We start from the raw sequence: 21,923 nt of genomic DNA, 5'->3' as shown, positions 1-21,923 counted from the left end.
AAGCCCGGCCTGCGAAATCAGGCCGGGCTTTTTCTTGTCTTCCGCCGGTGAGTTAAGCGGGCTGCACCAGTGCCCGGACGATCCGGCGCGTGACCGGCAGGGCGGCAAGCAGGGTCGGAAAGGCAATGACCCAGGAGAGCGCCCAGGCGGACATCCAGTTGGGAACGAATTGGTCCTCGAGGCCGAGATTCTTCACGGTGGCAACGCCTGAAACCACGAAGGTCATGAGGATCGAGAGAACCAGGGGCATCAGAACAGCCGCATAACGTGCGGGCAGTCGCGTAAGCTTCATATTCAAGTCTTTCCTGAAGGGATCGTCGGTCGCGGGGCAAGCATTTCGCATCCATGCAGACGCCGTTCCCGACGATCCGGAGGTTGGGATGCGTTGCCTCACGTTAGACGCTTACGGCCGGCGAAACCGGCGGAGTTTCCATACTCGAAAGCAGCCGGGAATGGCAAGCCCATAGGGCTAGTGCGAGACGCTGTTGGAAAACAGGTTTACCACCAGAACGCCGGCGATGATGAGTCCCAGACCGATAATGGCCGCGAGATCCAGCGTCTGCCGAAACAGGACCAGGCCTATTATCGAAATCAGCACGATGCCAAGCCCGCTCCATATGGCATAGGCGATGCCGACCGGCATGGTGCGAAGCGCGACCGACAGGAAGTAGAAGGCCGCCAGGTAGCAGATGCCCATCAGCGCCGTCGGCAATGCGCGGGTGAACTGCTGGCTCTGCTGCAGGAAGGTCGTACCGATCACTTCGAGCACGATGGCGATCCCAAGCGCGCCATAGGTGAGAAGGGCAAGGTTCATGTCTTCAATTCGCCTTTCGTCAGTCTTTCCAGATCGAAGCGAAGCTCGTCGAGCGTGCCTGCTTCGAGCCCCTCGATTTCGGTGAGGTTCGCAAGCCAGATGCCGTCCGCTGCATAGCGGGCGATGCGGAACGCGGGCTGGCTGTCGGTGGTCTCGTGCCGTGCAAGCCGATCGCGCATCCATTCCGACCAGAGTTCCCGCAGGCGCGGATCGGTCATGGTGGAGATGGCAAGTGCCGCCCAAGGGCTGCCGCTGCGCTCGCGGGTCACCTGAAAGAAGGCGTCGATATAGGCCCTCGTGAAGCGCCCCTGTTCGGCAGGGTCTTCGCTCATGCGCCGGTCTATCTCCTCGTCCAGCTTGCCGAGCAGATCTTCGAAGACGGCCTCGATCAGTGCCTGCTTGTTGGGGAAATGATGCAGGAGGCCACCCTTCGTCACACCCGCTGCATCGGCAACGGCCTGAAGGGTAAGGCTGCCAAGTCCCTGTTCCACAGCGCAGCGCGCGGCATGATCCAGCAGGGATCGCCGCACCTGTTCCGGTTGTTTTTCTCGTCTGTGAGCTTCCGACATGATGTAAACATACCATTTGGTAGGTTTGTTTGCAAACGAGAATAGAACCGATTTGATTTTGCGGAGCAGGGGCGGGCGTGTAGTGATCTTCTCATGAAGCAGGAGACGGAAAAGCCGCGCAGCGATATCCGATGGGGCATTCCGGCCTCCATCCTGCTGCATGCCGTCTTTGCCGGCGTGCTGTTCTTCCATCTGCCGCTCGATTTTTCGGAACCTCGCGAGGAGGAGGCCGTGCAGGTGGAGCTCGTCCCGCCACCTGAGGAGGAGACACCGAAGAAAGAGGAGCAGGCGCCTGCCGAGCCGCCGCCGGAGCCAAAGCCGGAGGAGCCGAAGCCGGAAGAGGCGGCACCGCCTCCGCCCCCACCGCCAAGTCCCCAGGCAGAGACATCGCCGACCGAACCTCCGCCACCCCAGGCACAGGAGCAGCCCGAGGAGCATGCCATGGCGCAACCTCTGCCGACGCTCGACCCTGTCTTCCAGTATGGGGAGAAGGATACCGGGCCAAAACTATCCAATGGCAATGCCTCCGAAGAGGGGGAGGTGCCCGCGACGCCTCCCGCCGAACAGGAAGCCGAGGCGGAAGAGCCTGCACCGGCTGCCTCGACCGCCGAGGAAGCACCGGATGCGGCCGAGCAGGAAGCGCCTCCCTTGCCGGATGATATCGATCTGCCGGAGGTGGATGTTGCCGACACCAGCCCGGAGCGGGACGGAACTGTCGCGCCGGGGGAGACGAGCCTGGAAACCGTGCCCGTGCCGGCCGAACGGCCGAAAACGCAGGCGGCGGAGAAGCCCGCCGAAAAGCCGCTGGAATTGACGGAGGCCAAGAGGCTGTTTTCGCAAAACGAAACGGGGAGTCAGATTGCTACGAGAGCCATGGGCGATATGCCGAGGGGGTTGCGCGCAGGTCAACTCTGCTCCAACGAACTGGCGGCGCAGTTACGAAATGCCTCGTATAGCGTAACAGCCGTGCCACGGCCCCGATTGCCGGAGGGGACGGTTCTTGATGAACAGAATGTTGGTTTCCTCGCTAACGGCCAATGGTATGACTTGAGCTTTCGCTGCGTGATCGATGAAGGTGCCACCAAGGTTTTATCCTTTGCATTCAAGGTAGGCGCTCCGGTGCCGCGGAGCCAATGGCGTGCACGCGGCTTCCAATGACCGCCTGCTGATCTGATTGTCGGCTTAGGGGGCATCCCTCGGGACCGGCAGTTGCTACAACTATGTTTCACGCACCTTGTGATGGGGGCACACCATGAAAGCCATGTTTTACGATGCCTTCGAAAAGGCGCCCGAGATCCGCACGCTGCCCGATCCCGAACCGGGCTTCAATGGAGTGGTGATAAAGGTTGGAGCGACGGGGCTTTGCCGCAGCGATTGGCATGGCTGGATGGGGCATGATCCCGATATCCGTCTGCCGCATGTGCCCGGTCATGAATTCGCAGGTCGGATCGTCGCCACGGGCAGGGGCGTGATGCGCTTCAAGGTGGGAGACCGGGTGACGGTGCCCTTCGTTTCCGGCTGCGGGCATTGCTCCGAATGCCATTCCGGCAACCAGCAGGTCTGCCCCAACCAGTTCCAGCCCGGCTTTACCCATTGGGGCTCGTTCGCCGAATATGTGGCGATCGACTATGCGGACACCAATCTCGTGCATCTGCCCGAAGAGATCGACGACGCGACGGCGGCGAGCCTCGGCTGCCGGTTCGCCACATCCTTCCGCGCTGTGGCTGATCAGGCGCGCACCGGCCCTGGCGAATGGATCGTTATTCATGGCTGCGGCGGTGTGGGGCTCTCGGCGATCATGATCGCGGCGGCCCTCGGGGCGAATGCGATCGGCATCGATATTTCCGAAGAGAAGCTGGCGCTTGCCCGCCAATGCGGCGCGGTGGCCACCATCAATGCCGGCACGGGCGCGGATGTGGTGGAGGTGGTGCGGGAGATCACCAAGGGTGGAGCCCATGTCTCCATCGATGCGCTTGGCCATCCCGCCACCTGCTTCAATTCCATCAAGAACCTGCGGCGGCGCGGCCGCCATGTGCAGGTCGGGCTGATGCTCGGAGAGCATGCGACACCGCAGATCCCCATGGCGCAGGTGATCGGCCACGAGCTGGAGATCTATGGAAGCCACGGGATGCAGGCCTGGCGCTACGATGCGATGCTCGCGATGATTTCCGCCGGCAAGATTGCGCCTCAAATGCTGATCGCCAAGCGAATCAGTCTCGAAGAGGCAATCCCGGCTCTGATGACGATGGATAAATCCGAGACCGCGGGCATGAGCGTCATAACGGCGTTCTGACGACCGATCCGGCCGAATCTTTTCGGCGAATTGCGGTGGTTCCGACGAGCCAGCCTCCTATATCCCTCCTTTCGAAACCCGAAGGAGGGTGACCCATGGCAGCGAGAGAACGAAGATATCCGGGACCCGACCATCCCATCACGGTGGAGAGCAATCCGGCGCGCGTGGTGGTGAAGCTTGGCGGCAAGGTGATCGCCGACAGCACGAACACGCTGACGCTTCGCGAGGCCTCCTATCCGCCGGTGCATTACATTCCGCGCACGGATGCGGACATATCTATGCTCGAGCCCACCGACCATCACACCTACTGCCCCTATAAGGGCGAGGCCTCCTATTACAGCATCCGGGCCGGCGGCGAGGGGGCGAAGAACGCCGTGTGGTCCTACGAAGAACCCTATGAAGCGGTCGGTCCGATCAGGGGCTATCTGGCCTTCTATCCTGATCGGGTGGATTCGATCGAGGAAACCGCTGCGCCGGCAGCCGGCCAGTTTTGACGCGAGATTTTTGGCGGTTCATGTCGGGAATGGCGCTTGCCGGGCGTCCTTGGAAGGCTTGAGGACTTTCCACCCCACAAAAGGAGGAGCTTGAAATGCCCTATGTCGATGGATTTGTGCTTGCCGTGCCGAAGGCCAATATCGAGCGCTACAAGGAAATGGCCCGCGCCGCGGGCGAAGTTTGGAAGGAGCTGGGCGCGCTCAGCTACGTGGAATGCTTCGCCGATGACGTGCCATATGGCGAGCTTACGTCATTCCCCCGCTCGGTGCAGGCAAAGGAGGATGAGACGGTCGTCTTTTCCTGGATCACCTACGAGAGCCGCAGCAGCCGTGACGAAATCAATAGCAAGGTGATGGCCGACCCGCGGCTTGCCGGCAACGACTGGAAAGATGTTTTCGACGGCAAGCGAATGATCTATGGCGGCTTTGAAAGCTTTTTGACGTTGTGACGCTGAAAACCGTGACCAGAGATGCCGGTGACGAGCCGGCACCTCTGGATTCGAAAAGCGGCGAAACCGGAAAAGGAGAAATCGTGCCGCAAACCGTGATTTCCATCTCCACCCGAGGGCAGGGGCTCTACGAATTCACGGAAGAAGCGGCGAAATTCGCCCGCTCAACCGGCGCGGGCGAAGGGCTGCTCACCGTCTTCGTGCGCCATACCTCCTGCTCCCTCATCATCCAGGAGAATGCAGATCCCGACGTGCGCCGGGATCTGAAGACCTTCTTCTCCCGTCTCGTGCCGCCGACGAATGATCCGTCCATGGGTTGGGTGACGCATACGACCGAGGGCCCGGACGACATGCCGGCGCATATCAAGGCAGCCTTGACCCAGGTTTCTCTCGGCATACCGGTTCGCGACGGGCGACTTCTCACCGGCACCTGGCAGGGGATTTATCTCTTCGAACATCGCGACCGGCCGCACCGCCGGGAAATCGTCCTGCATCTCTCCGCATGATCCATAGATGAACGGTAAGTGAATGCCGAATTAGGCACTCGTTCAGGCTGAAAATTTTAGGGTCTTGTCAATCGCTGGGTTCGGCGAGAGATGATAGTCGTCGGCCCAGGCGTTCTGGCCGCAGTTTCGGAGAAACATCCATGACTAACCTGATCGCTAAACTCGGGATTGCAGCGCTTGTCGCATTGACCGGCTTCTCCGCCGTCCCAACTATCGCCGCGGCTTCCAGCCCGGAACTCGGCATCCAGCAAGTGCAGTATCGCGAAGGTGATCGTATTTACCGCCCTGGCCGTCCGGATCGTCCGGGCCGTCCCGGCTGCTCGCCTCGGTTGGCCGTAGAGAAGGCAAGGTATATGGGCCTTCGCCGTGCGCGCGTCGTCGGTGCGGACCGCCGCGTGGTAGTCGTCTCCGGGTTCGATCGTCGCGGCCGGGATCGCGTGATCTTCGCCAATCGGCGCGGTTGCCCTCTCATTCGCCGCTAAGGAAAGAGTTTCCGTCTCCATCGCCCGATGACGGAAAGAACGCCCTCGCCAGATCTCCGGATCGGGCGAGGGCGCTTTCGTTTGTTCAGCCTTGAAGCGTATTTAAAGAAAAACCTCCGCCTGGGCGGAGGTTTTGGTTTGTTCGGTCGTTATCCCCGAGGGTGGAGAGCGGAGCTTACTGCTCCAGTGCGAAGGTGACGTTGACCGTGACCGTGTAGGTGTTCTCGCCGCTGGCCACCGGCACCGCGTCGGCCGACATTTCCTTGGCCATCGCCATGCGGCCCATCGGCTGCGGCATGGGGCGGAAGGAGGTCTCGTTGATCTCGATGACCCGACCAAGTTTCACGCCGGCCGCTTCCGTCAGCGTCTTGGCCTTGGCCAGCGCGTTGGCGACCGCCGCCTTGCGGGCCTCGGTGGTGGTGGCGGCGGGGTCGTCGTTGGTGAAGACGATCTGGCCACCCTGGTTGACGCCGAGCTTCACCGAGCTGTCAATGAGACTGCCAAGCTTCTGCAAGTCGCGGATCCGCAGCGTCAGCGTGTTGGACACTTCGTAGCCGACGATCTCCGGCGGCTGGGAAACGCCGTCCTTCGGCTCCGRGTGACGATATTGCGGGTAGATGGAGAAGTTGCTGGTCTGGATATCGCGATCGGCGATGCCTTCGGCCTTCAGCGCGGAAAGGACCTCGTTCATCGCGGAATTGTTGGCCGAAAGCGCGGCTTCCGCGGTTTCGCCGTTGCGCACGACCGAAAGCGTCAGGATCGCCATGTCGGGCGCGACCGATGCTTCGCCTTCGCCGGTGACGCTGATCACGGCTTCACGCGGGCGGCTCTCCTGAGCGGAAGCCGCGCCGGCTCCCGCGGTCAGCAAAAGGCCGGAGAGGGAGGCGGCAAGAAGGGAGCGGGAGGTGGACGTAGCGTTCATGAACGATTCCTTTCTTTGGAACATTCTGCCTAGGTGCCCACGGATTGTGAAGCTATTGCGGCAATGGCTTGTGGCTTTTTCCGATTTGGGCTAGAGCGGGCGTCCGGGCCGTATCGACCATTTGCGGCCCGGACGTTTCTACCGAAGCGTGAGGGCCTGTAGCTCAATGGTTAGAGCCGGCGGCTCATAACCGCTTGGTTGGGGGTTCGAGTCCCTCCGGGCCCACCAAATTCTTGTTTCGATTTATCTTCTCAGGCACAGCGCGAACATGATCGGAGATAAGGATATCATCGTTCGGGCAGCGCGGCCGGAAGACTTCGCCAGTCTAAACGCCATTCTTTATGATACTTTCGAGAGCACCTGGCGGCCCAACCTCAAAGAGGCCGCCGCGCAAGCCTTCATCCAGGAAAATCGGCCCACCGCCTATGTGAACAAGCGCGGGCTTCACTTCTGGGTGGCCGATATTGCCGGCGAGGTCGTCGGCTTGGTCGATTGGGACGGGGATTTCATAAACGCCCTGCATGTGCGCTCGTCGCATGCGCGACAGGGTATCGGCCGACGGTTGTTGGATCATGCAGAGATGCGGATTGCCCAGGCGGGATTTGCCTCGGCACGACTGGAAACCGATACATTCAATCGGCCCAGCCAAGCCTTTTACCAGTCCAGAGGTTATCTTGAGGCAGGTCGTTATCCCGACGAAGAGTGGAATAGCGGCCTGACGACCATTTTGTTTATTAAAGCGCTACGCTGAGGATGGCCGTCGGAGAAGGGGCTTATTTCGGTGAGGATAGGAGAGAGCCTTTGCCCCACCAACCCTACTCCGGCCGCTCCTTCTGACAGAGGCCGGACTGTCCTTCCTCGGAACAGGTGAACATCACGCCGCCGTTTTCGAAGGCGAGGCGCAGTTGCGCTTCGGTCGAGCGATGCACGTCGTGCCGGCTACCCTCATAGTCGCGAATCGTGCTGCGCGAGACGCCGGAACGGTCCGCGAGGTCGGACTGCGTCCAGTTCAGGAAGCCGCGGGCTGCCCGACATAGAGCGGGTGTCAAAATCTTCGGCTTATCCGCTTGACCCATCGTCCAAAGCTGCCCATATTGGTCATTATCTTTCATATATGGCATTTTTGCTGATATTGCTAGATGGGTGGTCGACGCTCCTCGACAAGGCGATATTTGCACGCGGAACAGGGAAGGAACGGAACATTGGGATAACTTCGGGACCATATCTCCTTCTGCTGCTGGTCCTGCCGTTTCTTGGAAGCCTGGTATCCGTTTTTCTGCTGCAGACGCGCTCGCGCGTCATACCGGCCTGGCTCGCGGGCGCCGTCGCGCTGCTCTCGCTGGTAATCGTCGCAGCCTGCTATCCCGCCGTATCGGCGGGCCAAATCATTCGATTCGAAGGGCAATGGCTGCCGCAGCTCGGCCTCAACTTCACGCTGCGGCTGGATGGCTTCGCCTGGATGTTCGCCATGCTGATCACGGGCATCGGCTTTCTCGTGGTCGTCTATGCCCGTTATTATATGTCCGAGGACGATCCCGTCCCGCGTTTTTTCTCCTTCCTGCTCGCCTTCATGGGCGCGATGCTCGGCATCGTCATTTCCGGCAACGTGATCCTGCTGTCGGTCTTCTGGGAACTGACGAGCATCTTCTCCTTCCTGCTGATCAGCTATTGGCACAACAGCCCCGCGGCCCGCGACGGCGCGCGCATGGCCCTGACGATCACCGGTATCGGCGGCTTTTGCCTGCTGATCGGCCTTCTGCTCCTCGGCAACATCGTGGGCAGCTACGATCTCGACAAGATCCTCCAGTCCGGCGATATCATCCGCAGCCATTCGCTCTATCTGCCCGCGCTGGTCTTCATCTTGCTCGGCGCGCTGACCAAAAGCGCGCAGTTTCCGTTCCATTTCTGGCTTCCGAACGCCATGGCGGCGCCGACGCCGGTTTCGGCCTATCTGCATTCGGCCACTATGGTGAAGGCCGGCGTCTTCTTGCTGGTGCGGTTCTGGCCGGCGCTTTCGGGAACCTACGAATGGTTCTGGCTCGTGGGTTTCGCGGGCATCGTCACTCTGCTCTTGGGCGCCTATTTTGCGATGTTCCAGCAGGACCTGAAGGGACTGCTCGCCTATTCCACCATCAGCCATCTCGGCCTGATTACCACGCTTCTCAGCCTCGGAAGCCCGCTTGCGACGGTCGCGGCGATCTTCCACATGGCGAACCATGCAACTTTCAAGGCGTCGCTGTTCATGGCCGCGGGCATTATCGATCACGAGACGGGTACGCGCGACATGCGGCGTCTCAGCGGACTGTTCCGGTTCCTGCCGTATACGGCGACGCTCGCCATGGTCRCCAGCGCCGCCATGGCGGGCGTGCCGCTTCTCAACGGCTTTCTGTCGAAGGAGATGTTCTTCGCCGAGGCGGTGGAGACCCATGCCGACTCCATCCTCGACCGCATCCTGCCCTATGTGGCGACGCTTGCCGGAGCCTTCAGCGTGACCTATTCGCTGCGCTTCATCCACACCGTGTTCTTCGGCCCGCCGCCAGTGGACCTGCCCGTAATAAAGCCCCACGAGCCGCCGCGCTGGATGCGATTCCCGATAGAGTTTCTCGTCGTCGCCTGCCTCATCGTCGGGATCATTCCTGCCATTTCGGTCGGGCCGTTCCTGCATACGGCAGTCGTCAGCGTGCTGGGACAGGATACGCCGGAATACAGTCTTTCGGTCTGGCATGGGGTGAACGTGCCGCTCATCATGAGCGCGATTGCGCTGGTCGGGGGCGCGCTCCTCTATTTCACCCTCAAGGATTATCTCTCGACTTGCGAGGACGGCCCGCCGTTCCTGCGCAACATCAAGGGGCAGCGCATCTTCGAGCGGGTCCTCGTGGAGGTGTCCTGGCGGTGGGCGCGTCTGCTCGAGCAGCGGTTGGGCACGCGCAATCTGCAGCCGCAATTGCGCTGGGTCGTCGTCGTCGGCTTCCTTGCCGGTCTGCTGCCGCTTTACCTGTCCGGTTTCGAGCCGCGCGCCTTCGCATTCTCAGGCATTGATCCCACTTTCGCGGCGATCTGGCTCATCGGCATATGCCTCGCCGTCGGAACCGCCTATCTGGCCAAGTATCACAGACTCGCGGCGCTGGTGATGCTCGGTGGGGTAGGGCTGATCGTCTGCATCACCTTTGTCTGGCTGTCGGCTCCCGATCTGGCGATCACCCAGCTTCTGGTCGAGATCGTCACCACGGTCCTCATCCTGCTTGGGCTGCGCTGGCTGCCGAAGCGAACAGAGGACAGCGATGAAAAGATCACGCTGCAGGCGCGCTTCCGGCGCTTCAGGGATCTGGCGCTCGCCATCGGTTGCGGCATCGGCATGACCTTCATCGCCTATGCCGTCATGACCATGCCGGTGCCGGATGCGATCGCCAATTACTTCCTGGAGAACGCCTATACCGAAGGCGGCGGCCGCAATGTCGTCAATGTCATACTCGTGGACTTCCGCGGCTTCGATACGCTGGGCGAGATCGCCGTTCTCGGCGTGGTGGCGCTCACCGTCTTCGCCCTGCTGCGCCGCTTCCGTCCGGCGCCAGACAGCATGGACGTGCCCGAGCAGCAGCAGATCCAGGATAGGTTCGATGAGGAAAGCCCCGATCGTTCTTCGGGCGATACGGTGCGCGACTACCTCCTGGTGCCGTCGGTCATCATGCAGTGGATGTTCCCCGTGGTCATCACCTTGGCCGTCTATATCTTCATGCGCGGGCATGATCTGCCGGGGGGAGGCTTCTCGGCGGGGCTGACGCTGTCGATCGCCTTCCTGCTGCAATATCTTGCGGGCGGCACACGCTGGGCGGAGGACCGCATCCGCATCCTTCCGCTGCGGTGGATGGGAGCCGGCCTGCTGACGGCGGTAGCGACCGGCGTCGGCGCCTGGTTCCTCGGTTATCCGTTCCTCACCTCGCATTCCCGGTATCTGGAGGTTCCTCTGATCGGCAAGGTGCCGGCCGCGACCGCGCTGCTCTTCGATCTCGGGGTCTTCCTGCTCGTGGTGGGCTCCACCGTGCTCATCCTCGTCGCGCTCGCGCACCAGTCGATCCGTGTCAATCGACAGCGGGCACTCGACGCCGAAAAAGCGAAGGAGGCCTGATGGAGATCATTCTTTCGATCGCGATCGGTGTCATGACGGCCTGCGGCGTATGGCTCATCCTGCGCCCGCGCACCTACCAGGTCATCATCGGGCTTTCGCTGCTCTCCTATGCGGTCAACCTGTTCATCTTCGGCGTGGGAGGAGTGAAGACAAACGTTCCACCGATCTTGAGCGATGATGTCGCTATTTCCACGCTGACTGATCCCGTGCCGCAGGCGCTAGTGCTCACCGCAATCGTCATCGGTTTTGCCACCACGGCGCTGTTCCTCGTCGTTCTTCTGGCCTCCCGCGGCCTTACTGGAACGGATCATGTCGACGGGAGGGACGAGCGGAAATGAACGGCTGGATGCATCACCTCATCATAGCGCCTATTCTCATCCCGCTGGTTGCCGGCGCGATCCTGCTGTTCTTCGACGAGCGCCAGCGTTTCGTGAAGGGGATGATAAGCCTCACCTCGGCATTGCTTGTCCTGGCCGTGGCATTGACGCTCTTCCGGATCGAAATCGATCCGCAGGGCTTCGACGGCGTCTATCTCCTTGGAAACTGGGCGGCGCCCTTCGGTATCGTGCTGGTCGTGGACGGCCTTTCCGCGCTGATGCTGCTCTTGACGGCGGTGCTCGCCGTGGCGGTGCTGATTTACTCCCTGGCGCGCTGGCATGCGGCGGGTTCGCATTTCCATACGATGTTCCAGCTCCTGCTGGTCGGGCTGAACGGTGCCTTCCTGACGGGAGACCTGTTCAACCTTTTCGTCTTCTTCGAAGTGATGCTTGCCGCATCCTACGGTCTGCTGTTGCACGGCTCCGGGCCGCTGCGCGTCAAGGCAGGCATGCATTACATCGCCGTCAACCTCGCCGCCGCGCTTCTCTTCCTGATCGGCGTCAGCCTGATCTACGGCACCGCGGGCACACTCAATATGGCCGATCTGGCGGCGCGGATTCCCGAGATCGAGCCCGACCGCCGGATGCTGATGGAGGCGGGGGCCGGGGTGCTCGGCATTGYGTTCCTCATCAAAGCTGGCATGTGGCCGCTCTGTTTCTGGTTGCCGACGGCATACAGCGCCGCCTCGGCTCCGGTCGCGAGCATCTTCGCCATCATGAGCAAGCTCGGGATCTACATCATCCTGCGCCTTACCATGCTGCTGTTCGGCGAGGGGCCGTCCGCCGGTTTCGGAGCCAGTGTGCTGCTCTATGGCGGCCTTGCCACGCTCGTCTTCGGCACGATCGGCGTGTTCGCCTCGCAGGCCCTCGGCAGGCTGGCGGGTTTTTCGGTGCTCGTTTCCTCCGGAACGCTGCTGATGGTCCTCGGCATCAACGACGGGGCCATCTCCTCCGGGGCGCTTCTCTATATGGTCAGCTCCACCCTGACGATCAGTGCCTTCTTCATGCTGATCGAACTTGTCGAACGCGGCCAGGACGCCGGCGCGAACGTGCTTGCGGTGACCATGGAAGCCTATGGCGACGATGAGGACGAGCCGGAGGAAGGYGGGGGCGTCACCATGCCCGGCACTATGGCCATTCTCGGCACCTGCTTTGCCGCCTGCGGTATTCTGCTCTCGGGCCTGCCGCCGCTTTCCGGTTTCGTCGCCAAGTTTGCCATGCTTTCCGCCATGATGGGCACCGGAGCGATCGGCGTGCCTCCGACCGCGGCCGTCTGGGCGCTTATCATCCTGGTGATTTTCTCCGGTGTCGCCGCGCTCATTTCCCTGACCCGCGTGGGGATAAGGACGTTCTGGGGTTCGATCGAGGGGGTGGTCCCCCGCGTCCTCGTCATCGAAATCATGCCGGTGATGTTCCTGCTTGCATTGACGCTGGTACTGACGGTGCGGGCCGGGCCAGCCATGCATTACATGGATACGACGATCCGCACGCTCAGTAATCCGGCGGTMTATATCGACGCGGTGCGGAATGCCGCGGTGGCGGGAGAGGACCAGTCCGCTGCGGCCGAAAAAGGGGAGGGAGACTGAGATGCTGCCCTATCCCATACTAACTGTTTTCCTCATCCTCATGTGGCTGCTGCTCAACGGCTTCACGCTGGGCCATTTCGTGCTCGGCACGCTGGTTGCCGTCTTCGCCTCCTGGGGCATGGCTTCGCTTCGCCCGGATAAGCCGAAAATCAGGAATTGGCACCTGCTCTTCAAACTCTTCGGCGTCGCCTTCTATGATATCATCCGCTCCAATCTGGCGGTGGCCTCCGTCATCCTGCGCGGGCGGCCGAAAGGGCATACGTCGAGCTTTCTGCTCCTGCCCCTGGAGATCGAGGATCGGACGGCGCTCGCCCTGCTTGCCGTGATCCTCACAAGCACACCAGGCTCGGCATGGCTGGAATATGACTCCCACGACCGGACCGTATTGCTGCACGTGCTCGATCTCGTCGACGAGGAGCAGTGGATCGACACGATCAAAAATCGGTACGAGAAGCTGTTGATGGAGATATTCGCATGAGCGCCATCATCCTCTTTACTGCGGTCTCTATTGCACAATTGATGCTCGCCGCTGCGATGGCGGTCGCTTTCGTCCGCATGTTCCGGGGGCCTCGCGCCCAAGATCGGATCATCGGGCTCGATGCGCTCTATGTAAACGCCATGCTGCTGCTGGTGACTTTCGGCATCGGCACGGGCCGCGTCATCTATTTCGAGGCGGCACTGGTGATCGGCATGCTTGGCTTCGTTGCGACGGTGGCGCTCGCCAAATTCCTGATGCGCGGGGAGGTGATCGAATGATATTGGCCCCGGCCGACCTGCCGCTCTGGGCGGCAATCGGAGTTGCTTTCTTCCTGCTGATCGGCGCATCGCTGACGCTGATCGGCGCCATCGGCTTCCTTAAGCTGCCGACCTTTTACGAGCGCATCCATGCCCCGACCCTCGGCACGAGCTGGGGCGTCGGTGGCGTCATGCTGGCATCGATGATCTTCTTTACCGTGACCGAGTCGCGCCTAGTCGTCCATGAGGTGCTGATCGGGCTTTTCATAACAGTCACCACGCCCGTGACCTTCATGCTGCTTGCGCGCGCCGCGCTTCACCGCGATCGCGCCGAGAACACCGGCTATGCGCCGGAAAAGAAGAAGGCGAGCCTTCCCGTTCAAGAGGATGGAGAAACCCACCCGGCCGATAACTGAGGTCCGGCTTCGGGAAGCTGTGGCGGTGTCTCGCCGTTCCGCCAAATCGTGATGATATTCGCGGGAGATGTGAACCCGGAAGCGGCGCTTCGGGTAGCTTCCATGACAGTTTTATGACAGTCACTGGCTGGTAAAATACAGCAGGAGCCAGTGATTTGCGCGATGTAATGCCAGAGGAGACGCCCCGAGCAAATTTTTCGGGGCGGGCGGCGATCGCCGCTGCCGGATTGCGCGGCAGGCTGATCGAAAACCTGCTGGTTTCGTTCAATTGCTGCCTGCTGGCCATGCTGCTGGTAGTGGCCGTGGAATGGATCGCCAGAGGGGCTTTCCAAGGCGTTCCGGAATTCGTGGTTTCGACCTCGCGTGCCGGTCCTGCGACGGTTGCACTCGTGGCGCTCATGCTGTTTGCCGGAGATGCGATTTTGGGCGCGGCCTATCGCTCGCTGTTGCTGATCGCGCCGGTGGTTCTGCTGCTCGCCTTCTTCTCCGCTCAAAAGCAGCTTTTCCTGTCGGACCCGCTCTATCCTTCGGATCTGCTGTTCGCACGCCAGATCCTGGAGCTCCTGCCGGTGATCGTCGATGCGCGCCCGCTCGCAGCCCTCGGAATCGGCGTGGTTTTCCTTCTGGCGATCGGCATCCTCGCCTATGCGGTCCTTTTCGCCTGGACTCGCTTTCCGAAGCTAAACACGCGCGGGCGGCTGCTGCGGCTTGCGATAGCCGTCCCGCTGCTCGCAAGCTGCATACCGCTTGCACAATACGATCGATATTCGTGGATCAGGGACCGGCTGTCGATCCTTCCCATGATGTGGGATCAGAACGCCAATTACCGCCACAATGGTTTTCTCATCGCGCTGGCGTTCAATCTTCCCATGCTCAAGGTGGCCGCTCCTTCCGGGTATCGTGCGGATGCCATCGCCGATGTGCCGCTGGCGGCGGACGCCTTTGCGGTGGATCGCAGCGAGCGGCCGGACGTCATCATGATCATGAGCGAATCGCTTTGGGACCCTACGCGACTGCCAGGAGTACACCTCGAACCCGATCCCATGCCGACGATCCGCGCACATCAATCCGGTAACGTCTTCTCTCCCGAATTCGGCGGCATGACCGCCAATGTTGAGTTCGAGGCGCTGACGGGATTTTCCAATGCCTTCCTTCCCCAGGGAAGCATCCCATACCAGCAATATATCCGCAGGCCGCTTCCCTCGCTCGCGAGCTTCTTCCGCGGCGAGGGCTATCGCTCGATCGCGATCCACCCGTTCGAAGGCTGGTTCTGGAACAGGACGAATGTCTACAAGGCGCTAGGCTTCGACGAATTCCTGGCTCAGGCAGACCTGCCGGAATTGGAAAAGCACGGAAAGTTCGCGGCCGATGAGGCGCTCATGCGCCAGATCATGGTCAAGGGAGAAGCCTCCGACCAGCCGTTCTTCCTGTTTGCGGTGACCTTGCAGGGACATGGTCCGTATGAAAGCGACCGCTATGGTGCGCTGAGGACGGAGATTGAGAGCGGGCTTTCGGAACGTGCTTTGCAATCCTTCGCAACTTATGTCGAGGGCGTGCGGCAGGCCGATAACAGTCTAGCTTCACTGATGCATTGGGCACGCGCCCGGGAAAGGGAAACGATCGTCATCCTTTTTGGCGATCATCTGCCGCCTTTGGGGCCCACATTCCAGGAAAGCGGCTACATGCGGGACATGGTCGCTACCCGCCGGGCGGAGCTCGACGTCATGAAGCGCGAACACGAAACCCCGCTGGTGGTCTGGTCTTCCAGGACTGGTGTCGTGACGGGGCTCGGTTCCATCAGTCCGGCTCAGCTTCCCTACCATGCGGTGAAGGGAGCCGGCTTCCGCGATCCCTTCTATACCGGCGTCCTCGGCGAGGTTCGGAAGAACTATTCGATCGTGGACCGATACATGCTCGGCCTTAGGGACGGCGGCTCGAAGCCGGGTTGGCTGGACGGAGGAGCGTTGCCCCAGGCATTGAGCGACTATCGTCTTCTTCAATACGATATGATGTTCGGTGCCGAATATGCTCGGGAGCGATTCTTCCCCGGCTTCGACTGGTTGCTCAGACAGGGCATGGAAAGCCGAAAAGAGGGTGAGGCTATAGGGGCAACCAGCTAAGGCTTTCCAGATCGAGGGCGGTCAGCAACTCGTACATCGCGTAGGCGAAGAACAATCCGTTGGCAGCCARCAGGCAGAGGACCGCGAAGGAGCCGAGATCCTTTGCATTGCGCGCCGTGATCGAAAACTCCGGCGATACGCGGTCCATGATTTCCTCGATCGCCGTGTTGAGCGCTTCGACCGCGATCAGAATCAGGAACAGGATGCCGCTGACGACGAAGACGAAAACGTCCGCGCCGATGAGAGCATAGATCGCCATGGCGACGGCTATCGCGATCACCTCATGTTGAAACGCCGTCTCACGCCAGATCCGGCAGGCACCGGAGGTGGAGAAACGCAGGGCGGCGAAGGCATGGGCAATGCCGCTTCGCTTCTGTATCGGCATGGAATCGTTTGGCATGGCGGGGCTCCGCTGGACTTGTCCTATTATCGGCTGCAAGCCCCAGGGTTCAATACCGAGCGGCACATTCTCTGCGTTTCGACAAGCAGGATATTGGAAAACAATGCTTTTTCAAAAGCATGTAAAGCAACCAGCTGCCGGGTATTGGCTTGCGGGATCAAACTACCTATCTTTGCCCGGCATCCGGCACCAGATGCTGCGCTGCATCCTTTGGGCTGATGCCCTTTTTACCGACCTTCTGGCCGGTTCTCCAAAGGAGTAATCCATGACAATTTCAATGAAGAGTTTTGAGTCCTCGCAGTCAGCTTCCATCGCGAGCATTATCGCCGAAGCCAGGCGGGATGCCGGCTACAGCGTCGAGGATCTGGCTTTGACCTGTGGACTGACTGCCAGCGAAATCGAAGCAATCGAAGAAGGCCGGGATGCTGATCCGGGCCGTTTGAAACGTGTCGCGACGGCGCTCCAATTGCCGTCGGCGCATTAATTTGCCCTTTTGAGAGCGGACTGATGCAGCCCGCTCTCGCGTTGCTCAGTTCAAGCGTTCAGCCGAGGTAAAAATTCCTCCGGATCGGTTTTCATCCACCCGGCTGGAAGCGGTCGGCTGCGGAACTATATGTTTCGGGACACCGTTCATTTCCGTGAAATGAAGGAGTTCCGTATGAGCATGACCTCGGAAAACGTGACGGCGGTACTCGGCCCGGTCGATCGAATGCTGATCGCCGAAATCATCGCGACGGGCGCCACCCCGGCGGAGCTTGCCGAAGCCTGGGCATGGATCAACAGCGAGGAAGCATTGGTGAGCGAGGGGCGCACGAGACCGAGCGGTCGGGTTGCGCAGCTGGTGGATCTGCTTGCCCCCGACGACGATGATCCGGATTTCAATCCGACCAGCGAGTTCTGATCCGCAAGCCATGAGCGGCTCCTGTTTCGCGTCTCCCGAACCGCTCAAGTCCGGGTGTTTACTCCACCTCTAAAGAATGGCACCCATCTGTCTGGGAGGAACAAGAACATGCCCGACAGAATGCCTGAGACGAATGTCGCTCCGCCGCAGAACGGAGATATTCTGGTCGAAACCCTGGAAACCGGGGCCGCGGTCATCTGGCTGAACCGGCCGGAACGGCTGAATGCGCTGGGTTCCACGATGGTCGCGGCATTGACCGAGGCGGTTAACGGCGCGCTCGCGGCCGGCGCGAGTGCTATCGTCGTTCGTGGCAAGGGGCGCGGCTTCTGTGCCGGCGCCGACCTCAAGGAACGGCAAGGCATGGACGCGGCCGGGCGCTATCAGCACAATCGCGCGATCAATGCGGCGGTCAATGCGCTTGCCGCAGCGCCGGTACCGACAGTGGCCGCCATCAACGGCGTGGCGCTCGGCGGCGGCCTCGAACTCGCACTCGGCTGCGATATCCGGATCGCGGCGGAAGGCGCTTCGCTCGGCCTCACGGAATCGCGTCTCGGCGCGATCCCCGGTGCCGGCGGCACCCAACGCCTGCCGCGGCTGATCGGCATCTCCCGCGCGCTCGACATGATGTATACGGGCGAGCCGATATCGGGCCGGAGGGCTTACGAGACTGGGCTCGTGAACGCCTGCGTTCCCGATGAGGATCTGGACGAGGCGGTCGCGGATTACATGGCCTTGCTTGGATCCCGCTCGGCGGCGACGGCGCAGGTTTTGAAACGGGTCGTCCACGAAGGTCATGCACTTCCGCTCGCGGATGGGCTGGAGCTAGAGCGGCAGGCGCTCGGCGCGATCTTTGGCTCGGACGATTATGCAGAGGGCCTTGCGGCCTTCGCCGAGAAGCGGCCGCCCAGGTTTTCCCGTTAGTGGTCGTCCCGAGACCGCCGGAGAACATAGACGCCGGCGGCTGCCGACATAATCGCCAGAACATACCAAGTGACGAGATAGACGAGATGGCTGTTGCGGAAGCGTACGACCGTCAGGCCGCCCACCGGAAAACCGCCCGGATTGGGCGTGGCGTCGGCATCGATAAAATAGGGCGCGACATTCGAAAGGCCCTTGGCTATCGCGATGGCCGCGATATCGCGCGAATACCAGCGGTCATTCGCGGGATCGTTGGCACGCAGGAAACCGCCTCCCGGCTCGGTCATGCGCAGGAGGCCTATGACGTTCGCCGGGCCTTCTATCTGACCTGTGGCGCGAGAGGCAGGATCGCGGCGGTCGCCGGGAACGAAGCCGCGGTTGACGAGAATGGCGGTGCCGTCAGCCAGCTCGAGAGGAGTTAGGACCCAATAACCCGGCCCGAGTTCGGTCACCGCCTGGACCAGCGTTTCCAGTTCATGGCGGAAACGGCCGCTCACCGTCACACGAAGATATTCGTGGTCCCGAACGTTAACCGATGCCCATTGGGCCGGAGCCGGTGGTGCCTGCGGTTCGGCATTTATCCGGCTTTCTACCCGTTCGATAAGATCGAGCTTCCAGAAGAGCCGCTGCACCTGCCATGTGCCGAGCGCGATGAAGACGATCGTCAGCACCGCCATTGCGCTGGCGAGCATCAAGCGTGCCCGGCGCGAGCGGCCGGGCATTGTTTCGTCAGTAGGCAGGGACATGGCGAGCCGGGAGTGAGATGACCGTCAGGGCATGTTCTTCATCATCTCGGGCGACATGGGCATCATGTTCGCGTTGAGATGATGCATGACCCAAAGCGAGCCGGCCAAGGTGATGGCCACAAGCACGAGGGTGAAGATCAGCGCCATCATCGTCCAGCCGCCTTCGGAACGCGGGTTCATGTGCAGGAAGCAGACCATGTGCACGACGATCTGAACTACGCCGAGTCCCATGATGAAGAAGGCCGTCAGGAGCTTGCTTTCCAGCACATCACCCATCACGAGCCAGAAGGGGATCGCGGTCAGTATGGCTGCCAGGACGAAGCCGGTGACATAGCCCTTGAAGGTGCCGTGTCCGGCGCCGTGGCCGTGGCTGTGGCCGTGATGGGTCGCGGCGGCATCTTCATGGGCAGGAGCGTGGGGTTGGGGTGTCATCCGAGAACTCCCATCAGGTAAACGAAGGAAAATACGCCGATCCAGATCACGTCCAGGAAGTRCCAGAACATCGAGAGGCACATCAGCCGGCGGCGGTTCTCCTCGATCAGCCCGTGCATGGAGACCTGAACCATCAGCGTCACCAGCCAGATGATGCCGAAGGTCACGTGCAGGCCGTGGGTGCCGACGAGCGTGAAGAAGGAGGAGAGGAAGGCGCTGCGCATCGGGCCGGCACCTTCATGGATCAGGTGGTAGAACTCGTAGAGTTCGATCGCAAGGAAGGCCAGACCGAACAGGCCGGTAATCCCGAGCCAGGCCAGCGTCGCTCCCTTCCTGTTCTTCTCCATTTCCAGCATGGCGAAGCCATAGGTGATGGAGGAGAAGAGGAGCATTGCCGTGTTGATCGCCACGAGCGGCAAGTCGAACAGATCGGCGGGGGAGGGGCCGGCCGCATAGGAACGGCCGAGAACCCCATGGGTCGCGAAAAGCACAGCGAAGATCAGGCAGTCGCTCATCAGGTAGAGCCAGAAGCCCAGAAGGGTGCTGCCCTCCGGATGATGCTCCTCCTCGGTCAGATAGAACTGCCGTTCTTCCCGTTCGTTGATTGTGGTTTCACTCATCGTATCAAGCCTGTTCCGCGAGCTGCCTGGAGCGGGCTTCTTCCGTCTTTTCAACGGTTTCGGCCGGGATGTAGTAGTCACGCTTGTAGTTGAAGGTATGGCCGATCGTGACGACCAGCATGGCGACGAAAGACAGGGCCGCCAGCCACCACATGTACCAGATCATGCCGAAGGCGAAGGCGACACTGAGTGCGGCCAGGATGACGCCCGTGCCGGTATTCTTCGGCATGTGGATCGGCTTGAAGCCGGTCATAGGCCGGGAATAGCCGAGCTTCTTCATGTCGTACCAGGAATCATGGTCATGAACGACCGGCGTGAAGGCGAAGTTGTATTCCGGCGGAGGAGAGGACGTGGACCACTCCAGGGTGCGGGCGTCCCAGGGGTCGCCGGTCGTGTCGCGCAGTTCGTCGCGCCTCAGGAAGCTCACGACGAGCTGGATGAGGAAGCAGGCGATGCCGCAGGCGATCAGCACCGCGCCGAACGCGGCGATAATGAACCAGATCTGYAGCGACGGGTCCTCGAACTGGCTGACGCGGYGGGTCACGCCCATCAGACCGAGCACGTAGAGCGGCATGAAGGCGACATAGAAGCCGATGAACCAGAACCAGAAGGAGAGCTTGCCCCAGAACGGATCGAGCTTGTAGCCGAAGGCCTTCGGGAACCAGTAGACCAGGCCCGCCATCAGCCCGAAGACCACGCCGCCGATGATGACGTTATGGAAGTGGGCGATCAGGAAGAGCGAGTTGTGGAGCACGAAGTCGGCCGGAGGCACCGCCAGCATGACGCCGGTCATGCCGCCGATGACGAAGGTCACCATGAAGCCGACGGTCCACAGCATGGGCACTTCGTAGCGGATGCGGCCGCGATACATGGTGAACAGCCAGTTGAATATCTTGGCGCCCGTCGGGATCGAAATAATCATCGTGGTGATGCCGAAGAAGGCATTCACGCTGGCGCCCGAACCCATGGTGAAGAAGTGATGGAGCCATACGATATAGGAGAGGATGACGATGACGACCGTGGCGTAAACCATCGAGGCATAGCCGAAGAGGCGCTTGCCGGAGAAGGTCGCCACGACTTCGGAGAAGATACCGAAAGCCGGCAGGATGAGGATATAGACCTCCGGATGGCCCCAGATCCAGATGAGGTTGACATACATCATCGGATTGCCGCCGAGGTCGTTGGTGAAGAAGTTCGTGCCGACGTAGCGGTCGAGTGTCAGCAACGCCAGCGTGGCGGTCAGGATCGGGAAGCTTGCGACGATCAGGACGTTGGTGCAGAGCGATGTCCAGGTGAACATCGGCATCTTCATCATGGTCATGCCCGGCGCGCGCATTTTGACGATGGTCGCGATCAGGTTGATGCCCGATAATGTCGTGCCTATGCCGGCGACCTGGAGCCCCCAGATATAATAGTCCACGCCGACGCCGGGACTGTAATCGGCTCCCGAAAGCGGCGGATAGGCGAGCCAGCCGGTGCGGGCGAACTCCCCGACGAAGAGCGAGATCATGATGATCACCGCGCCTGCCGTCGTCATCCAGAACGAGAAGTTGTTGAGGAAGGGGAAGGAGACGTCGCGGGCGCCGATCTGCAGCGGCACCACGAAGTTCATGATGCCCGTCACGAAGGGCATGGCCATGAAGAAGATCATGATCACGCCGTGAGCGGTGAAGATCTGGTCGTAATGGTGAGGGTTGAGATAGCCTTCATTGCCGTTGAAGGCGATCGCCTGCTGGGCGCGCATCATGATCGCATCGGCGAAGCCGCGCAGCAGCATGACGAGCGCGAGGATCACGTACATGATGCCGATCTTCTTGTGATCGATGCTGGTGATCCACTCTTTCCAGAGATAGCCCCAGAGACGATAGCGGGTGATCAGCGCCAGAAGCGCGATACCGCCGATCGCCACCACGGCAAAGGTAACCACGAGAATAGGCTCGTGATAGGGGAAGGACTGCAATGTCAGCCTTCCAAAAATGAACTGCATAAGGTTGGAATCTGCAAACATGGCGTGATC

At 61.0% G+C, this 21,923-nt stretch carries 27 protein-coding genes and 1 tRNA gene; 18 read left to right on the top strand and 10 right to left on the bottom strand.

The window, feature by feature from the left end; genetic code table 11:
• Window positions 1–52: 52 nt before the first annotated feature.
• The 3 genes from LCM4573_RS00870 to LCM4573_RS00860 all read right to left on the bottom strand — a co-directional run bounded on the left by LCM4573_RS00870 (window position 53) and on the right by LCM4573_RS00860 (window position 1,344).
• A complete protein-coding gene (locus LCM4573_RS00870; RefSeq protein ID WP_116285266.1) occupies window positions 53–292 on the bottom strand; it encodes a DUF2798 domain-containing protein in 240 nt (79 codons plus the stop codon).
• A gap of 177 nt (window positions 293–469) precedes the next feature.
• A complete protein-coding gene (locus LCM4573_RS00865) occupies window positions 470–814 on the bottom strand; it encodes a multidrug efflux SMR transporter (protein WP_071003969.1) in 345 nt (114 codons plus the stop codon).
• Window positions 811–1,344 (bottom strand): TetR/AcrR family transcriptional regulator, encoded by a 534-nt coding sequence (locus LCM4573_RS00860; RefSeq protein ID WP_244505200.1) that lies wholly within the window; start codon window positions 1,342–1,344, stop codon window positions 811–813. Before LCM4573_RS00860 ends, LCM4573_RS00865 begins: the two co-directional genes overlap by 4 nt.
• Window positions 1,345–1,476: 132 nt before the next feature.
• Between LCM4573_RS00860 and LCM4573_RS00855 the strand changes: the two genes are divergently transcribed.
• The 6 genes from LCM4573_RS00855 to LCM4573_RS27055 all read left to right on the top strand — a co-directional run bounded on the left by LCM4573_RS00855 (window position 1,477) and on the right by LCM4573_RS27055 (window position 5,607).
• The gene (locus tag LCM4573_RS00855; protein WP_071003968.1) at window positions 1,477–2,541 is read left to right on the top strand and encodes a DUF930 domain-containing protein; all 1,065 of its coding nucleotides are present in this window, start codon (window positions 1,477–1,479) and stop codon (window positions 2,539–2,541) included.
• Between the two features lie 94 nt (window positions 2,542–2,635).
• The gene (locus tag LCM4573_RS00850) at window positions 2,636–3,676 is read left to right on the top strand and encodes a zinc-dependent alcohol dehydrogenase family protein (RefSeq protein ID WP_071003967.1); all 1,041 of its coding nucleotides are present in this window, start codon (window positions 2,636–2,638) and stop codon (window positions 3,674–3,676) included.
• Window positions 3,677–3,771: 95 nt separating this feature from the next.
• Complete coding sequence (locus LCM4573_RS00845; protein ID WP_071003966.1) at window positions 3,772–4,170, top strand: DUF427 domain-containing protein; 399 nt, start codon at window positions 3,772–3,774, stop codon at window positions 4,168–4,170.
• A 95-nt stretch (window positions 4,171–4,265) separates the two neighbouring features.
• Complete coding sequence (locus tag LCM4573_RS00840) at window positions 4,266–4,619, top strand: DUF1428 domain-containing protein (RefSeq protein ID WP_071003965.1); 354 nt, start codon at window positions 4,266–4,268, stop codon at window positions 4,617–4,619.
• An 83-nt stretch (window positions 4,620–4,702) separates the two neighbouring features.
• A complete protein-coding gene (locus tag LCM4573_RS00835) occupies window positions 4,703–5,125 on the top strand; it encodes a secondary thiamine-phosphate synthase enzyme YjbQ (RefSeq protein ID WP_071005076.1) in 423 nt (140 codons plus the stop codon).
• 140 nt (window positions 5,126–5,265) lie between these two features.
• Window positions 5,266–5,607: a hypothetical protein gene (locus LCM4573_RS27055; protein WP_083347262.1), complete on the top strand. Its 342-nt coding sequence runs from the start codon at window positions 5,266–5,268 to the stop codon at window positions 5,605–5,607.
• A 175-nt stretch (window positions 5,608–5,782) separates the two neighbouring features.
• Here the strand turns inward: LCM4573_RS27055 and LCM4573_RS00825 are convergent, their stop codons facing one another.
• A complete protein-coding gene (locus LCM4573_RS00825; RefSeq protein WP_071005074.1) occupies window positions 5,783–6,529 on the bottom strand; it encodes an SIMPL domain-containing protein in 747 nt (248 codons plus the stop codon).
• Window positions 6,530–6,681: 152 nt separating this feature from the next.
• Here LCM4573_RS00825 and LCM4573_RS00820 point away from each other — a divergent pair.
• Together LCM4573_RS00820 and LCM4573_RS00815 are read left to right on the top strand one after the other, a co-directional pair.
• Window positions 6,682–6,757 (top strand) — tRNA-Ile (locus LCM4573_RS00820).
• A gap of 40 nt (window positions 6,758–6,797) precedes the next feature.
• The gene (locus LCM4573_RS00815) at window positions 6,798–7,280 is read left to right on the top strand and encodes a GNAT family N-acetyltransferase (protein ID WP_071003963.1); all 483 of its coding nucleotides are present in this window, start codon (window positions 6,798–6,800) and stop codon (window positions 7,278–7,280) included.
• Between the two features lie 64 nt (window positions 7,281–7,344).
• On the opposite strand, the gene LCM4573_RS00810 is transcribed toward LCM4573_RS00815, so the two are convergent.
• Entirely contained in the window at window positions 7,345–7,650 is a 306-nt protein-coding gene (locus LCM4573_RS00810; protein WP_071003962.1) for a helix-turn-helix transcriptional regulator, read from the bottom strand.
• Window positions 7,651–7,736: 86 nt separating this feature from the next.
• Between LCM4573_RS00810 and LCM4573_RS00805 the strand changes: the two genes are divergently transcribed.
• The 7 genes from LCM4573_RS00805 to LCM4573_RS00775 all read left to right on the top strand — a co-directional run bounded on the left by LCM4573_RS00805 (window position 7,737) and on the right by LCM4573_RS00775 (window position 15,889).
• Window positions 7,737–10,655 (top strand): monovalent cation/H+ antiporter subunit A, encoded by a 2,919-nt coding sequence (locus LCM4573_RS00805; RefSeq protein ID WP_071005072.1) that lies wholly within the window; start codon window positions 7,737–7,739, stop codon window positions 10,653–10,655.
• Entirely contained in the window at window positions 10,655–10,993 is a 339-nt protein-coding gene (locus LCM4573_RS00800; protein ID WP_071003961.1) for a Na+/H+ antiporter subunit C, read from the top strand. The genes LCM4573_RS00805 and LCM4573_RS00800 overlap by 1 nt, the downstream gene beginning before the upstream one ends.
• Window positions 10,990–12,618 carry a monovalent cation/H+ antiporter subunit D gene (locus LCM4573_RS00795; protein WP_071003960.1) on the top strand — a complete coding sequence of 543 codons (1,629 nt, stop codon included), beginning with the start codon at window positions 10,990–10,992 and terminating at the stop codon, window positions 12,616–12,618. Before LCM4573_RS00800 ends, LCM4573_RS00795 begins: the two co-directional genes overlap by 4 nt.
• A gap of 1 nt (window position 12,619) precedes the next feature.
• Window positions 12,620–13,096 (top strand): Na+/H+ antiporter subunit E, encoded by a 477-nt coding sequence (locus LCM4573_RS00790; protein ID WP_071003959.1) that lies wholly within the window; start codon window positions 12,620–12,622, stop codon window positions 13,094–13,096.
• On the top strand, window positions 13,093–13,374 hold the full coding sequence (locus LCM4573_RS00785; protein ID WP_071003958.1) for a K+/H+ antiporter subunit F: 282 nt from the start codon (window positions 13,093–13,095) through the stop codon (window positions 13,372–13,374). Before LCM4573_RS00790 ends, LCM4573_RS00785 begins: the two co-directional genes overlap by 4 nt.
• Window positions 13,371–13,769 carry a monovalent cation/H(+) antiporter subunit G gene (gene mnhG, locus LCM4573_RS00780; RefSeq protein ID WP_071003957.1) on the top strand — a complete coding sequence of 133 codons (399 nt, stop codon included), beginning with the start codon at window positions 13,371–13,373 and terminating at the stop codon, window positions 13,767–13,769. The genes LCM4573_RS00785 and mnhG overlap by 4 nt, the downstream gene beginning before the upstream one ends.
• 167 nt (window positions 13,770–13,936) lie before the next feature.
• Window positions 13,937–15,889 (top strand): LTA synthase family protein, encoded by a 1,953-nt coding sequence (locus LCM4573_RS00775; RefSeq protein WP_083347260.1) that lies wholly within the window; start codon window positions 13,937–13,939, stop codon window positions 15,887–15,889.
• Here LCM4573_RS00775 and LCM4573_RS00770 read toward each other — a convergent pair.
• On the bottom strand, window positions 15,870–16,289 hold the full coding sequence (locus tag LCM4573_RS00770) for a diacylglycerol kinase (protein WP_071003956.1): 420 nt from the start codon (window positions 16,287–16,289) through the stop codon (window positions 15,870–15,872). The two genes, LCM4573_RS00775 and LCM4573_RS00770, sit on opposite strands and share 20 nt — an antisense overlap.
• A gap of 265 nt (window positions 16,290–16,554) precedes the next feature.
• Between LCM4573_RS00770 and LCM4573_RS00765 the strand changes: the two genes are divergently transcribed.
• The 3 genes from LCM4573_RS00765 (at window position 16,555) to LCM4573_RS00755 (ending at window position 18,111) form a co-directional block, all read left to right on the top strand.
• Entirely contained in the window at window positions 16,555–16,773 is a 219-nt protein-coding gene (locus tag LCM4573_RS00765; RefSeq protein ID WP_071003955.1) for a helix-turn-helix domain-containing protein, read from the top strand.
• A gap of 174 nt (window positions 16,774–16,947) precedes the next feature.
• Entirely contained in the window at window positions 16,948–17,190 is a 243-nt protein-coding gene (locus tag LCM4573_RS00760) for a hypothetical protein (protein WP_071005068.1), read from the top strand.
• A gap of 108 nt (window positions 17,191–17,298) precedes the next feature.
• Window positions 17,299–18,111: an enoyl-CoA hydratase/isomerase family protein gene (locus LCM4573_RS00755; protein ID WP_083347259.1), complete on the top strand. Its 813-nt coding sequence runs from the start codon at window positions 17,299–17,301 to the stop codon at window positions 18,109–18,111.
• Here the strand turns inward: LCM4573_RS00755 and LCM4573_RS00750 are convergent.
• The 4 genes from LCM4573_RS00750 to cyoB all read right to left on the bottom strand — a co-directional run bounded on the left by LCM4573_RS00750 (window position 18,108) and on the right by cyoB (window position 21,914).
• On the bottom strand, window positions 18,108–18,800 hold the full coding sequence (locus LCM4573_RS00750) for an SURF1 family protein (RefSeq protein ID WP_244505198.1): 693 nt from the start codon (window positions 18,798–18,800) through the stop codon (window positions 18,108–18,110). The two genes, LCM4573_RS00755 and LCM4573_RS00750, sit on opposite strands and share 4 nt — an antisense overlap.
• 78 nt (window positions 18,801–18,878) lie before the next feature.
• Window positions 18,879–19,286 carry a cytochrome o ubiquinol oxidase subunit IV gene (gene cyoD, locus LCM4573_RS00745; protein ID WP_071003953.1) on the bottom strand — a complete coding sequence of 136 codons (408 nt, stop codon included), beginning with the start codon at window positions 19,284–19,286 and terminating at the stop codon, window positions 18,879–18,881.
• The gene (gene cyoC / locus LCM4573_RS00740) at window positions 19,283–19,906 is read right to left on the bottom strand and encodes a cytochrome o ubiquinol oxidase subunit III (RefSeq protein ID WP_071003952.1); all 624 of its coding nucleotides are present in this window, start codon (window positions 19,904–19,906) and stop codon (window positions 19,283–19,285) included. The genes cyoD and cyoC overlap by 4 nt, the downstream gene beginning before the upstream one ends.
• 4 nt (window positions 19,907–19,910) lie before the next feature.
• Window positions 19,911–21,914 (bottom strand): cytochrome o ubiquinol oxidase subunit I, encoded by a 2,004-nt coding sequence (cyoB, locus tag LCM4573_RS00735; protein WP_071003951.1) that lies wholly within the window; start codon window positions 21,912–21,914, stop codon window positions 19,911–19,913.
• Between the last annotated feature and the right edge of the window lie 9 nt (window positions 21,915–21,923).

The sequence above is a fragment of the Rhizobium sp. LCM 4573 genome, assembly GCF_001854865.1.
Classification (GTDB): Bacteria; Pseudomonadota; Alphaproteobacteria; order Rhizobiales; family Rhizobiaceae; genus Neorhizobium.
This window is presented reverse-complemented; position numbering and strand designations above follow the sequence as displayed.